Genomic DNA, 14461 nt, shown 5'->3' with positions numbered 1-14461 from the left:
GAAGAAAATTAAAAAAACGCCATTAGCGGTTAGGCCAATAGCGTCTTTATGAAATTTCTGAACAATAGTCGAGATTTCATCTTCTCTTCGTAGATTGTTCCAATTCATCCATCAGAAAGAATAATAAGAATTGCGATGCACATGATCCAATGACGACCCAAGGCAACCATGGGGCATTCAAATTGCTAGAAAGAGAAATCAATAGAAAAACCGTCGCAATCCTACCTGCATCCCAGCAAATTTCACGGACGACCATTGACTCTATTCGCAGCTTGCCCTTCAGAGGTAAGGTGCCAATTAACCGATAAAAATAGGAATCAAATGCGTTTGACTTCAGAGGTCCGAACAGCGTTTGCAGGATTATAAAGCTGATTACAATAACTGGCGACAGTTTAAACAACAGAAGAGAAGCCGCAATCATATAGCCAATGACAGACCAAAGTAAATATTTTCGCTCGTGACGTTCCCTTGCCAGTTTGGCGAATAATATATTGATTAAAATAGTCAGCATTGAGAGGAAAGCTCCAAAATAACTGACGAAAGACTCTTTTTGAAAGACTGTTATCAATAGGATCTGCGGCAGAAATAAAAAGACACCTTGCATAATTCCTGTGATTAAATTGCCATATATCGCTTTACGCCATGTTTTGTTTTTACGCAGCAGCAGCCCCATATGCCCGAGATAGTAAGCTTTGCGGTGGCTTGGAGCTTTCGGCACCAGCAGACTCAAGACAGCTGTTAATAAAAACACAACAAAGGCGATTCCAAATACGATCGTGTAACCGCGCAAGCCTCCTACCGCGTTGAAGATCACCCCCGATAATAGCGGCCCGGACATCGCAGCAGCAGTTGAGAACGCTGAGCTGAGACCCAAGAACCGCATGCGGTTCCCATCGTTCGAAACATCGTATAGCAGTGTCCAGTATCCTATCCAATAAAACCCGCTGCCAATCCCGGAGAATACGGCGAAAAGTATATAATATTCGGCTACATGCTCCTTCGCTAGCAGGATACAAAGGTAAAACAAAGCAATGAGTGTGATTCCGATTCGGTACACGACCATACGGTCAAATTTCTTTGCCAATTTACCCCCGATTACGAAGCATACGGCAATGAAAGCATTGGAAACAATGTTGTAAATCCCGTTAATCCATAAACTTTCCGTCAACCGCCACAGATACAGGTTCAGAAAAATGCTGGACAGTGATGAACCGAAGGTGAATAGCGACTGAAGAACTAAGGTGATCGATGCCTCTCTGTCCAGACGTTTATCTGGGGATATGCGATTGAACAAAATGGGAATCGCCATGTCGGTTTAAACTCCTACTCGAAGGACTTGAGTGTTATGGTCGCACTGGAGAACCGTCTGGAATGCGAGAAAGCGTCCACTCTGGCAGACGATTATGGCAGGGATAAAGCGATGCTTTACTCTCGTCCAGATCGACGCCCAAACCAGGCTTCTCATTCAGATATACATAGCCGTTTCGGACCACTGGACAGCCCGGAAACACTTCGTGCATTTTGTCGGAAAATTCACTCCACTCCTGAACGCCAAAATTCGGGCTGCTCAAGTCAAGATGAATATTAGCGGCCTGACCCACCGGAGAGATATCATTCGGTCCATGCCAAGCTGTTCGTATACCAAACGCCTCACATAGCGTCGCCAGCTTCTTGGCGGGCGTCAGCCCGCCGATGGCACTGATATGGCAGCGAATGAAATCGATCAATCTTTCTGTCACAAGCGGCATCCATTCCGCTGAATGGACGAACAGTTCGCCCATAGCGAGCGGTGTGGCGCATTGACTGCGGATTTGCCGGAACCAATCCAGCTGCTCGGGCGGAAGAGCATCTTCTAAGAAAAATAATCGATATGGCTCAAGCTGTTTGGCCAACCGTACCGCTTCGATAGGTACAAGGCGCTCATGAATATCGTGCAGCAGCTCAATTTCATTACCGAGCTTGCTGCGCAAATGCTCAAACAACCGCGGCACACTTCGTGTGTATGTATCTGGATCGAAATAGGACCCTTGCTGCGCGTTCTCCGGTGAATGAAACTTATGGCCTTTCCCGCCATACCCGCCCATCTGACAGCGTAGGATGCGGTAGCCCTGTTCGATATACTTGCATACATTCTCTTCTACTTCTTGTTCATCCCGACCGTCAGTATGCCGGTAAACGACCGCCGCTTCCCGGAGCTTACCGCCAAGCATTTCATACACGGGCATGTTCGCGAGCTTCCCCTTAATATCCCACAGCGCCATGTCCACGCCTGAAATAGCATTATTCAACACCGGTCCGTTACGCCAATAGGCACTGACCATTGAGGTTTGCCAAATGTCCTCGATTCGGAGTGGATCCTTTCCGATAAGGAATGGTTTCAAGTATTGATCTACAGCGGTTGCCACGGCCAAATGACGCTGTGTAAAGGTTGCACAGCCCAAACCGTACAAGCCGGGCTCATTCGTTTCTATTTTAACGACAACAAGGTTAACATCATCTGGTGCAGTCAAAATCGTCCGTACATCTCGGATTTGTAATTGTGACATGTTTGGCGTATCTCCCATTTCTGAAAAATTTATACGAGCTGATTGCAGTGGTTTAAGTCACCTCCAGCTCCACCCGATTCCTTCCTCTGTTTCTGGCATCCCTGGCAGAATGAGTCCGCCATCGACGCGAATGGTCGTTCCCGTTATATAGGACGCCTCTTCTGAGGTAAGCCATACAGCGGCCTTTCCTATATCTTCTGGTGTACCGGGACGTTCTAGAGGAATTCGCTGACCGAACTTGCGATAATAGTCACTTCGATTGTCATTTGTTTGAATCGCCCCTGGAGCAATGCAGTTCACGCGGATCCCATATGGCGCCAAATCCAGTGCAATTGAAGCTGTTACTCGAGTCAGCGCCGCCTTGACACCGCCGTATACAGCATCTCCCGGATAAGCCCTCTCTCCCCGAGTTGAGGTGATATTGAGTATACTTCCACGGACTCCCTGTTCGATCATGTGTTTGGACACCGCCTGCATAAGCAGTAATGGAGCACGTAAATCGAGGTGGAGTAATCGATTGATTTTTTCTAGCTCCATATTGGCCGCATTCTGAAAAATCGTAACACCGGCATTATTAACGAGAACGTCGATATGACCCAGCGTTCGAATGGCTTCCTTCGCTAATTTAAGAGGTTCCTCCTCCTCCTCTAAGTTCCCTTCAAATACAACGCATTGGCGGTTTAGTTGGTTTTCAATCTCCCTTGCCGTGAGATGAGCGTTATCTGCATCCTTCCAATGACTGATCGCGAGATCATAACCCCTGGCTGCCATGGCCAGCGCAATGCCGCGACCGATTCCACGACTTCCCCCTGTAACGAGTGCTGTTTTCCCGCTCATCTGCCCGTCCTTCCTTCCATATCGTGCTCGAAAAAATCAAACTGCCTTACCTAACGAATCATTTGACCCGAAAGCGCGGCAATCTCCATAAATACCTCCGGCGAGATCACATGAGCGTCCCCCCAAAGCGCGATGAATCCAGGGGAAAAATCAACGGATTCACGCATCCCCACACCGGACTTATGCGTCAATTCCCATTGCAAGCCTGGAAGAAAAGGTCCACTTAAGCGTGAGTAAAACGGTTGTTCCGGCGTATAAGCCCAGGTTATATCCCCATCTTTGAAATCTAAAGGAGAACTAGGCTCGCAGGAAAACGTATGTGTCATTGGCAATTTCAGCCGATAGTCTGGTCCGAGAGGATTTCCGTTTAATGCTACGAAATTATGGCAGTATTCATGCGTCACAATTGTTTTTTCACCCAAATTGACTAACTCGTACGCAATGGAAAGCAAGCTATCTTTCACAGATAAGGTTTTAACGAGTTTCGCCGCGTATCCATTGCATCGGTGTGCGTGAACGGTGAACGTCACTTTAGAATCGTCTGCCTTTGTTTCTATGAAGAACGGTTCAACCATGTACGGACGGGAGAATTTATAGCTCGCTTCATCCGGACGGGTCAAGAGACCGACACCCAGCTTCGGGAACTGCCTTCCTGGAAGCGCTTCCTCGTAACCAATTGGCTGAAAAATGCCAAATTCATTGCACAGTCCAGAACCACCCGTTCCATCACCTGGCGTCAACGATTCATCCGTACAAAAAGTGTGACGGTTATGCAACGTAATGCTAGAGACCCAACCGGTCCAATCAAATCTCGAACCGTTGTATTTGATACCTGGCTTTTGAACTGTGACCTCCAGACTATGGGAGCGCAGCACGATCGGTGCAACTTCTACCATATCGCGTTTAATTTCCAGATCGCCAAGGATTCGAACTGGATGCATCCTCCCTCGGCAAAAACGCTGATTCCTAAGCTTTGCGGATCTGGGTAAATACGGAAGGAAGCCGTCGTTTGACCGTCATTCGCGAATAGCTCCATAGAGGAACGATCCAGGAATATTTGCAGCTTCAGTTTTCCATTCGCCGCTGGCATCAACTGAATAACTCTTATTCCTCCGTCTACAATACCCGATCTCGTTCGATCCACGATCAGTTCACCGTTCGTCAGACAGCAGGTAACAATAGTCTCTTGTGAGCTGTCTGCAGAACGCCACAACCGAAATCCAAAGCGATTGGCACCGCTTTCATTTATATGTATAATCGCAACTATTTCAAGGCAATCTCCCTTGACCTCATCGAGCAGATCCGTTTGCTCAGGAGACAAGCGGAAGGCACCAAATTGTAGCTCGTTGCTTCGAAGTTGCTGAAGCTCTGGCGCTGGCGTGAATGCAAGCTTTCCATTCCCGTCAAGCGTAACGACACGCGGAATGGTCATAGCCCCCGTCCATCCGTAGGCTTGTGTCGGCATCGGATTCCACCACATATCCATCCAACCGAACAGGATAACTCTACCGAGGTCGTCAATCAAAGTCTGAGGTGCATAAAAGTCAGGACCGAGATCTATATCCCCATCTGAAACTTGTGTAAATCTTCCCGTCTCATAATCCATTTGGCCAATCATGTAAATATTGGTGCGGATATCCCGCTCTGTTGGCGACACAGCTGGGGAAGCAAGAAGTACATCCACTCCCTCCAACCGGAAGAAATCCGGGCAGTTCCAAATTCTCCCTTGTCCATCAAGGCCATTGGCCATTACGCCGACATAAGTCCAAGCCGTCAGATCGGCTGACTTGTATAAGAGTGCATTTGCACGCCCATCCTTTCCTGAACCGACAGCCATATACCAGACACCCTCATGCATCCATACCTTTGGATCTCGGAAATCCTTTGAACCCTCCTCGGGAAACTTATCGATAACTGGATTGCCAACATATTTCCGAAAATAAATACCGTCTTCACTGGAGGCGACGCATTGCACTTGCACTTTATCCGGGCCATTCACATTACCGGTATAAATAATCGTCATCGTTCCATTGTTATCAACCGCACTGCCTGAGAAACATCCATTTCGTTCGAACTCTTCGGTGGGTGCAAGAGCTATAGGCAAATGCTCCCAATGAACAAGATCTCGGCTTTTTGCATGCCCCCAATGCTTCAACCCATTTTGAGCACTAAAAGGATGAATTTGATAGAACAAGTGGTATTCCTCACGAAAATAAATCATTCCGTTGGGGTCGTTTATCCAGCAGGATGGCGAAATAAAGTGATAGGCCAGACGGTGAGGATCGTTGGATACCCCTACTGCTAGCAAATCGATCGATTCCTGCGCTTTTCGGATCGCTTCCAGGTGACGGGTTTCCAAGTGTTCTGATGTAAGCATCATCAATCTCCTTCCTTTTTGAGGGTTTTCGAAAGATTATGAAGGATCTTGGCTGTTACTTCCATTATAACCTACATAATCCCAAAATTAATAGTGGTATTTTGTTGTTTATTAATCAAAAATTTGTGGGAATTCGAACGATTCACTTCATATACCAGAAGAAAAGAAGGCTGCCGTTTTATGCTGTAGGCAGCCTTTTCCTGATGACTATAGTTTCCGTTAGTTTTCTTGTCCAAGGCTCTTACTTGACGTATTCAGCCATTACAATATTTCGATATACCCTTCTGTTCCATGCACGCGAATTCGTTGCCCATCTTTTATCAGTTTGGTAACATTTTCCACCCCGACAACTGCTGGCAAGCCATATTCACGTGCGATAACTGCTCCATGGGTCATCAATCCACCAACTTCGGTGACTAGTCCTTTAATGGATACAAACAATGGTGTCCAGCCAGGGTCAGTAAAAGAGGTGACTAATATATCTCCATCTTCTAGATCAGCTTCTTCCATGTTTAAGATGACACGTGCTCGTCCTTCTATCACTCCAGAAGAAACAGGTAGACCTACAATTGCATCAACTGGCAGATTTTCTCGGTTATACGTACCTGTAATGATTTCACCATCTGACGTGAGTACACGCGGGGGAGTTAGTTTCTCGAAAAATTTGTAATCCTCTTTCCGTTTGTTGATCAACTGATCATCAAGTTTGTTAGTGCGTACGACTTCATGAAGTTCTTCAAAAGAGAGAAGGAATATATCTTCTTTTTCATGAATAATGCCCGCCTGTACGAGCCTTTCAGCTTCTTTCAGTAAAGCCTGCTTATAAACGAAATAGCGGCTAATCCAACCGTATTTGGGATATTCACGGTAACCGATGAAATTCCGAATTCGGCGAATCATTCGTTTTGTCTCTTCAGCTTTTTGTTCACCATCCGGCAATTGGAGTAATCGAGCTACTAACTCTTGTTCTTTTTCCAAAGCTTCCTGGCGCCCTTGCTCAAATTTTCGCTGGCCGGCATTAGGCTCAAAGGCTTTGATGTTACCCAGAATCATGGGAATCAATGTAATTGGTTTTTCACTCCAACGCGTTTTAGAAATATCGATTTCTCCGGCGCATCGCATTCCGTATTTATTGAGATAAGCATAGATTGCGTCATGAGCTTCCTGTCCACCCTCGAACTTAACCAGTTCATCCAAAAAGATATCATCTTTTACATGCTGTAAATAATTAATGACTTCCGGATAAGGACGAATCCTATCTGCGACACCCATTAATGCCAGACCCATTTCTGAAGTAATATTGTTGGGAACCGAATGGGAAAGCGTATCTGCTGCGTTTTTTTCACCTAACCACTCGTTCATTTTTTCATTGATCCATAATGAAGCATTTATGGCGGCCATAAACACAGCCGTACTTCGTGGGTCAAATAAGATCTTCCTTAATTGCTGGACATCTTCCAGAATAAAATCAAATAAATCCGATCCTGATTTCGTCTGGATGTTTTGTTTTAACTCTTCTACCGATGCGCGATTACTCTCAATCAAATCAGAAACGATGTTCGGGTTGCTTTCAATTTGTTCCAGCATATCTGTATTACTTCTGCCTGGAATCGGTGCTGTTTGATCATTTGGTAACAATTTAATAAAATCTCGCTCTATAATGGTCATGAGTGCGCCTTTTAAGAGCGGATCGGATCCCACAGTATTTAATAAAGCTTCCCGGTCGGCAGGTTTAGCCAGCCTAGGTGCAACATCAACAAATAACCTTCCACCAGCTTTACGCATAGGTGCTGGAGTTATTAACAGGTAAAAAGATATTCCCAGTGGTTTTATAGGATCAGTCATCATTTGTTGATGACCAACAGATACATAGACGTGATTTTCTTGATCATTCGCTTCAGGGATCGGGTATAAAGTAGTGATTGGCCGACTCTGGACAATATAAAATGTATCATCAACCGAACACCATTCGATATCTTGTGGGTAACCAAAATAAGCTTCGATCTGTCTTCCGATACGTGCCAGTTGTAAAATTTGTTGTTCAGTAAGTGTTTGACTCATTTGCTGATCAGGATCGAGCTGAATTGTCTCTGTTCCGCCTTCTTTTAGTCCATAAATAGCCAATTTTTTGGTTGCTATCCTCTTATTGACGATTTCCCCTTCCTGTACTTTATAACTATCGGCAGATACCAATCCAGAGACCAGCGCTTCTCCAAGTCCAAAACTGGCATCGATGGATAGCAACTTTCGGTTGGAAGTAATTGGATCAGCGGTAAATAAAATTCCTGATGCCTTTGGGAAAACCATCCTTTGAACGATAACAGATATATAAACTTGGCTGTGGTCAAATCCATTTTGCATCCGGTAGATTACCGCGCGATCCGTAAATAGGGAAGCCCAACATTTGCTGATATGCTGCAAGATGGTATCGACGCCGATGATATTTAAATAGGTGTCTTGTTGACCAGCAAAAGAGGCATGTGGTAAATCTTCTGCAGTTGCACTAGAACGAACGGCATAAGCATGTTCATCACCAAACTGGGAGTGATAGTGAGTAACTGCTTTCACAACATCGGAAGGAATTTCTACTTCCATAATGATTTGTCGAATCTTCCTGCTGATTTCACCAATCTGATCTCGATCTTCTACTTTTAGCAATGTTAGTCGATCCAACAAAGCATGATACGTTTCGTTTTGTTCGATGGCCTTTTGATATCCCACTGTTGTAACACAAAATCCTTCTGGTACTTGTATTCCTTCAATTTTTGATAATTCCCCTAAATTTAATCCTTTTCCGCCAACGAGTAAAAGCTGCGTTTTTTCCATTTCCTGAAAACCGAGAACCAAAGAACTCATTCAATATCTCTCCTATCCATTAAATTGAAAAAAACATTTGACAAGAGTTCATCGGCATGGTAAAATAAAATTGTAAGATGAAATAATTATGTCCAATTAACTTGTCAAAGTCGTAATCTGATTATATCATCGTGTCTGTTTATATGCAATAAAAAGAACCTGATAAAGCTACTCAGGTTCTTTTTTGATTCCCCGCATCATTAGTCACATCAAAAACCTTAGTTCGAGCGGAACTCCGTCACTGCATAATTCCCTAGCGGTCCTATGCAGCCTATGCAAATCCTGAAGTTGCATCGACCAACCTTTCAATTATTACTATACATTTCCTCTTCAACTTCTCTTCTCTCGAACCAATTACACCATATATTTACAATATAATTTCAATATAAGTTCCATTCTCAATTGCGTTATACTGCCCGTTTACTTCAAAAGGCTGCCGACTACCGACAAAAAATTGGTAGGATATGAGTATATAAACTTGATTTTGTGAAAGCCTATCCATAAAGGGGGCAACAGCGCTATGTCGGATGAGCAAAAGGAAGCACTCAAGGAGTTGTCAGACCGTATATCATCAGTAACAAATGATTGGTCGACGTACTGGAAAACATACTCAAATATAGATACATGGCAATTTTGGGTAATGATAACATTTTTTATCGTGCCTTTGATTGCCTTAGTATTTATGATTGACAGAAAAAAAGCCTTTCGGATTGGCTTTTATGGTCTAGTCGTTCACGTATTTGCTATTTATAGTGACATGTACGGCACAACACAAAAGTTATGGGAATACCCTTACACATTAACACCTTTTTCACCATCAAGTTTTGGTTTGGACGCTTCTCTAATACCTGTTACTTATATGTTATTGTACCAATGGACGGTTAATCATCGCAAAAACTACTATTTATATATTGGTTTATTAGCTATAGCTTTCGCATTTGGATTTAAGCCCTTTCTTTCCTCCATTGGATTGTTTCATTTAGTGAGAGCAAGTTATGGCTACCTTTTCTTATTTTACCTAGCAGGAGGCTTTGTTAGTAAATGGGTGACCGACTTATTCAAACTTGCACAAGAGCGTGCTTAAACAACCCTTGGACAGACGAAAGATATGAAGCAATTAAAGGATGCAACAGATGAAATAAAAGAGAAGTTTTATAAAGAAACCACCTCGTTGTCAGAGAAGTGGCTTTATATGGTCAAGGTATACTTTGAGTTTAGATACAACTATGGTGATCCTTATCATATATAAAAAGGACTGCTAAAAATTTGCTGATTACTCAGCATTAGACTAAGACAGCATAATAAAACAACAGCAGCTTAGAACTTAAAAATAAAGTCCTAGACCGCTGTTTCAAGCTCGCCGCACCATTTACCCCAGCCATATTTAGCTCCACCCAGTGCTTGAGCATTTGAGATTCCGGAATGTTCGAGATGAAGGTTAACCTTTGCGTCCCCTAAATCCTGCAGCGTCCAGGTGACCGTGTGCATCTCTCCTCCACTGGCCCGAGTATAGGACAACCGGTTTGGTGCGTCCACGATAAGCACTTCGCCGTCAACAATTCCATCCCACCATTCGGTCGGCTGAGTACGAAACTGAAAACGATGTCCTACGACGGGCTTAAAATCATTTTCCATCGCTTGACCGGTGTGGATGTTGACCACCCACTTGCCAAGCTTGCTTGAATCGGTTAAGGCGGACCAAAGTTTCTCAATCGATGTCTTGTACTGGAAATCCAAGGTTAATACTAAACTCATTCTTCTTCCTCCTCTAATAGTTGGTTCAAGCGCAACATATTTATACTCCAGAACTTGTCGTAGAAAGCCACCCAATCTTGAATTTCTCTGAGTGGAGAGGCGTTTAGCCTATATCTCGTTTCTCTGCCGACTTTTCGTTCAAGTACCAGTCCAGCTTCTTTAAGGATTGTCAAATGCTTGGATACCGCTGTACGGCCCATTTGAAACTGTGCCGTTAATTCATGAAGCGGTATCTCCTCTGCCTCTGCTAACAGACGAATTAGTCGGCGCCTAGTCGGATCTGCAATCGCGTCAAAAACATCCCGCAATTGGTTGTTCTCGCTCATAACGCCCCCTCCTACGCTTTTTGTTTACTCCTCAATCAGATACTTTAGTAGAAATCTATTGGTGGTAAAGTTTACGGCTCTTCGGACGTAGCGCCCACGAGGCGATATTTAGTGCAGCATATGAAAGCGGAAGGATAATATGAAACCCGTAATCACCATAATCGTTAGCAAACGCATGAGATAAAGCCGCACCGGTCATTAAAAAGAAGATTCCAGCGTGAACCCATTCTTTAAGCCGAGGAAAACCTGGCACGACGAGAGCGATGGCTCCAAGCACTTTCCAAATCCCGAGAATGGTCAAGACGTATAATGGGTAACCAAGATTTTTCACTAACTCGATGTTTCCCCCATATTGCATCAGCTGCCCGATACCACTTAACACAATAGCTACTGCGAGTAGAATGGTAACTGACCAATAAGCAATCAAATTTCCTCGGGACTGGGTTTCTAGTTTCGCGGTTATTTCCGCATGGATAATTTTACTCATTTTGTTTCCTCCTCATAATTGTTTCAAGCGAAACTTATTCAGGTTCCAAACATTCCAATTGGACACCATTTGGTGACACTTTGATTATAGGTCACCATTTGGTGTCATGTCAAGCGGATTTTGCTTAGAAAATTACAGGGAGCTTATGAGAAGCAATACATGTTCTTGTCCTGATTCGGAAACCGAGATATGTACTTGTCACTGGCCTTTGACAAGAACATATCTCGTTAAAATGAAAAAAGCCGCAACTGAGCGGCTTCTTATCCATATATATTCTTGTCACCCTTGCACAACTGTTCCGGCCGTCCATCGTTTGGACCTTCAGGCACCGAACGCGCTGAAGCTATTTATGCCATGGTTCTCTTCCTACCCGGTCCTCCATTCACCATACTCTGGCTTTCATCTGATTACTTGGTAGGGGCTATGAACATCTATGATGGTAACTTTCTGTTTACTCAGCTATGTCTCGTATCGCTTGTTTGTTTCTGAACTGACTGAATGCTGCAGAAATACACATCAAAACTCCTGTTGTGACAAAGACACCTACTGGAAAACCCCAACTCCCCCATACGGGGAAAATAAGTGGCATCAACGAGACACCAAATGCAACAGGAATAGGTGTTTTAAACAAATTACAAAGAATGAGTGTAATCAAAACATTAACGACACCAACCCAAATGATCGAACCTGCCAACAAATGATAGACTCCGACTGAAAGAATGGCTGTTATCGTCAATACTGCTAAACGGGGTGGAATCAATTTCCAAGTGAATTTCTCAGCATGAAACACCTCAAAAATCAGGGCAAATACTGGTGGAACGACTAAAACTTCTAGTCTTGTTGTGAATGCCAGCCCAATCCAAAGAGCTAAAACAATGGTTATGATAACCGTATCCGTTTTCTTTCGAAAATTGTCCGGACCACCAGGCAACTTTTCTGGATTTCTCAATCTAAAAGCAGCCAACATAATCACAAACGTAAAGACAGCAGTTGTGATTGCAAAAACATAGTCATGTAGACCTAAAAAGATCGGCAACAATGTTGCAGGAATCGTTGGTCCAAAATTGACGCGAAATATATGCATTAAAATGACAATAATCATAAGACCAAACAATATTTTCGGCAGCGGCATTAGGGACAAATCGTTCAAAGAGGTGCCAATGAATGCACCTAATGTTGGGGAAAGCCACAGATGAACCGGCTTCTTCACCCAATGCGGTACAGGAAACACCATAACCCCCATGGCCATACCAGCAATTTCCGGGAAAACAATATCCTTTTGTTGTAGAACAACAGCAGCAACAAGCATGAGAATGACTAAAATGTATGCTGACAAAAAACTTCTGGATTTTAGAATATTCCAAATCATTTCAATCGTTCTCCTTTTCGACACAAGGCCACTACATGACGGATCTGTAATGGTTCCTTTCTCACTGAGATAACAATTCATTCCTAAATATTATCCGTTTAAGAATGCATTTTATACCCTTTGTATAACAACTCATTCTTTCCGATATTAAGTAGACTCCCGACTGTTATCAACTCCTACCAAAGTAATCGAACTCAATAAATTACCGGCCAGTTGTAATGACTCGATTCTTAAAATCCTTGAATAGATTGTGCATAATTCCTCCATCCTTCGGGAATCTCCTTATTATTTTTACAATAAATGGCCTGTAAATAACAGGACAAGTTCGTTACTTTCTTTTCCACAAGGACCTCGCGGATTTCAGAAGGTTTTGAAGGCACATCATTTTCCCGCACAATCTCGAATTGGTCTAGCGGCAAAAACATTTGCAAACTTTTTTTATAGGAACAACGCGTTGGGTAACGAGGTGAGCTTCCCGAATCGTACTTAGACAACTTAACAGTGTCATAGAAGTCACAAAGCAATGAATGTGCATCCAATTGAAAAATAGCAAATGCTTCATCTGGTTCTCTTCTTGAATAAATCTCCAGCATTTTTTGACAATCTCTTTGCGTCGGCCAAAAAAATACGTGCTGATCCAGATAATTATGAAATTGCTGATGAGTTGTTTTTGCATCCATAACTTGATCTGCAATTCGTAGATGTGCGTTTGCTACAAAAACATTTCCGTGAAAATGAATTTCTCTCCTAACTATCCGTCTTTCATTTGATAAGTTAGGATCAACTTGATTACATGAATACAAAGCATCAAGGTGTGCAATTGAAGGCAAGTTGCGGACTCTCGTAAAATGAAATAGTGACTTCCTTTTTGAGCTGTTCGTTATTTTTTTTACAATTGAATCGTTCATACCATGATCTCCCTTTTCCTCTCATTGCAATAAAACGGAGTTAAATTAAATTAAATTATGACCTCTCCCCTGAGTCTTTTATAAGTAAGACCAATGTAGAAATAAACAACAGTCCAAAGATTTATTCGAAAATCTTTGGACTGTTGTTTGGTTTTTCGACGGTGTAACGATAATTTTTAGTTTTTGCCCACCGTTAATACCATCTTCAAAATAAGTCGTTTATATCTTCTCAATCAATGGAAAAGACTGATTAAATCTTTCATGAATGTACTACTGCTGGCTTCACAGTTCTAATATGCTGAATATAATCTTTACTGCTCTTTGCTAGTCGCTCTTCCGTGACGTCTGAGGAGTCGTTTAGTGAAAAGTGAGGCAGATAAGTGGCACTAATAAAATGAGCAAGTGCTTCTACTGGTCGCAATATTTCTTGAAGTGTAAAGCGATTAGACCCGGTTGCTTGATACGATGCTTCAGAACCATATGTTGAAATTGCAACACCTATTTCTTTACCTTTTATCTTAGTTGCTTCCGGTCCATAGGCCCAACCATAAAGTAATACTTGGTCAAACCACTTTTTGAGTAATGGTGGCGTACTGTACCAGTAAAGCGGATATTGAAAAATAATTCGATCATGCGACTCAATCAATTGCTGCTCTTTAGAAACATCTATATTTTCATCAGGGTACGTTTTATATAACTCATGAATGGTGATATCATCATGTTTTTGTAACTCCTCCACCCATGCTTTATTCCAGTTAGATGCTTCGATGTTCGGGTGAGTAACAATTACTAAAGTTTTCATTTTGTTCGCTCCATTTCATATCATTTATTTTGGAATATTTTTAAAACTAAGGAGGTCGTATTTACCTTATTATTATCTAAAAAGAAGCCCCCAACTATTCAATACCAGCTAGAAATTGATGGGCTTGTACATTAGCTTATTTACAGGCTGACTTTGAACGTTGATTTGAAATCTCTCACCACTAATAAGATCTGAACT

The 14461-nt window shown here is 42.9% G+C and carries 13 protein-coding genes; 1 reads left to right on the top strand and 12 read right to left on the bottom strand.

Annotated elements, in window-relative coordinates:
• Positions 1-76: 76 nt before the first annotated feature.
• The 6 genes from ASG85_RS17790 to ppsA all read right to left on the bottom strand — a co-directional run bounded on the left by ASG85_RS17790 (position 77) and on the right by ppsA (position 8616).
• Positions 77-1309 (bottom strand): MFS transporter, encoded by a 1233-nt coding sequence (locus ASG85_RS17790; protein WP_060647302.1) that lies wholly within the window; start codon positions 1307-1309, stop codon positions 77-79.
• Between the two features lie 34 nt (positions 1310-1343).
• The gene (locus tag ASG85_RS17785; RefSeq protein ID WP_060647301.1) at positions 1344-2546 is read right to left on the bottom strand and encodes an enolase C-terminal domain-like protein; all 1203 of its coding nucleotides are present in this window, start codon (positions 2544-2546) and stop codon (positions 1344-1346) included.
• Positions 2547-2603: 57 nt separating this feature from the next.
• Complete coding sequence (locus tag ASG85_RS17780) at positions 2604-3383, bottom strand: SDR family NAD(P)-dependent oxidoreductase (protein ID WP_060647300.1); 780 nt, start codon at positions 3381-3383, stop codon at positions 2604-2606.
• Between the two features lie 50 nt (positions 3384-3433).
• The gene (locus ASG85_RS17775; protein WP_082588134.1) at positions 3434-4324 is read right to left on the bottom strand and encodes a hypothetical protein; all 891 of its coding nucleotides are present in this window, start codon (positions 4322-4324) and stop codon (positions 3434-3436) included.
• Positions 4273-5763 carry a glycoside hydrolase family 32 protein gene (locus ASG85_RS17770; RefSeq protein WP_082588133.1) on the bottom strand — a complete coding sequence of 497 codons (1491 nt, stop codon included), beginning with the start codon at positions 5761-5763 and terminating at the stop codon, positions 4273-4275. The genes ASG85_RS17775 and ASG85_RS17770 overlap by 52 nt, the downstream gene beginning before the upstream one ends.
• Positions 5764-6021: 258 nt before the next feature.
• Entirely contained in the window at positions 6022-8616 is a 2595-nt protein-coding gene (gene ppsA, locus ASG85_RS17765; RefSeq protein WP_057302144.1) for a phosphoenolpyruvate synthase, read from the bottom strand.
• Positions 8617-9136: 520 nt separating this feature from the next.
• Here ppsA and ASG85_RS17760 point away from each other — a divergent pair.
• Positions 9137-9700: a CBO0543 family protein gene (locus ASG85_RS17760; RefSeq protein WP_057302145.1), complete on the top strand. Its 564-nt coding sequence runs from the start codon at positions 9137-9139 to the stop codon at positions 9698-9700.
• A 254-nt stretch (positions 9701-9954) separates the two neighbouring features.
• Here ASG85_RS17760 and ASG85_RS17755 read toward each other — a convergent pair whose 3' ends face one another.
• From ASG85_RS17755 to ASG85_RS17730, 6 genes are all read right to left on the bottom strand, one after another.
• Positions 9955-10371, bottom strand: a complete 417-nt coding sequence (locus ASG85_RS17755) for an SRPBCC family protein (protein ID WP_060647298.1) — start codon at positions 10369-10371, stop codon at positions 9955-9957.
• Positions 10368-10697: an ArsR/SmtB family transcription factor gene (locus ASG85_RS17750; RefSeq protein ID WP_057302147.1), complete on the bottom strand. Its 330-nt coding sequence runs from the start codon at positions 10695-10697 to the stop codon at positions 10368-10370. The genes ASG85_RS17755 and ASG85_RS17750 overlap by 4 nt, the downstream gene beginning before the upstream one ends.
• Before the next feature lie 55 nt (positions 10698-10752).
• Entirely contained in the window at positions 10753-11184 is a 432-nt protein-coding gene (locus tag ASG85_RS17745; RefSeq protein WP_057302148.1) for a DoxX family protein, read from the bottom strand.
• Between the two features lie 451 nt (positions 11185-11635).
• On the bottom strand, positions 11636-12553 hold the full coding sequence (locus tag ASG85_RS17740; protein ID WP_057302149.1) for a hypothetical protein: 918 nt from the start codon (positions 12551-12553) through the stop codon (positions 11636-11638).
• A 230-nt stretch (positions 12554-12783) separates the two neighbouring features.
• Positions 12784-13461 (bottom strand): DUF7002 family protein, encoded by a 678-nt coding sequence (locus ASG85_RS17735; RefSeq protein ID WP_060647297.1) that lies wholly within the window; start codon positions 13459-13461, stop codon positions 12784-12786.
• Positions 13462-13720: 259 nt separating this feature from the next.
• Positions 13721-14263: an NAD(P)H-dependent oxidoreductase gene (locus tag ASG85_RS17730; RefSeq protein WP_057302151.1), complete on the bottom strand. Its 543-nt coding sequence runs from the start codon at positions 14261-14263 to the stop codon at positions 13721-13723.
• Between the last annotated feature and the right edge of the window lie 198 nt (positions 14264-14461).

This window comes from Paenibacillus sp. Soil724D2 (genome assembly GCF_001427935.1).
In the GTDB taxonomy this organism is placed as follows: domain Bacteria; phylum Bacillota; class Bacilli; order Paenibacillales; family NBRC-103111; genus Paenibacillus_E.
The sequence above is the reverse complement of the archived record's forward strand: the minus strand, read 5'-3'. Positions and strand labels throughout refer to the sequence as shown.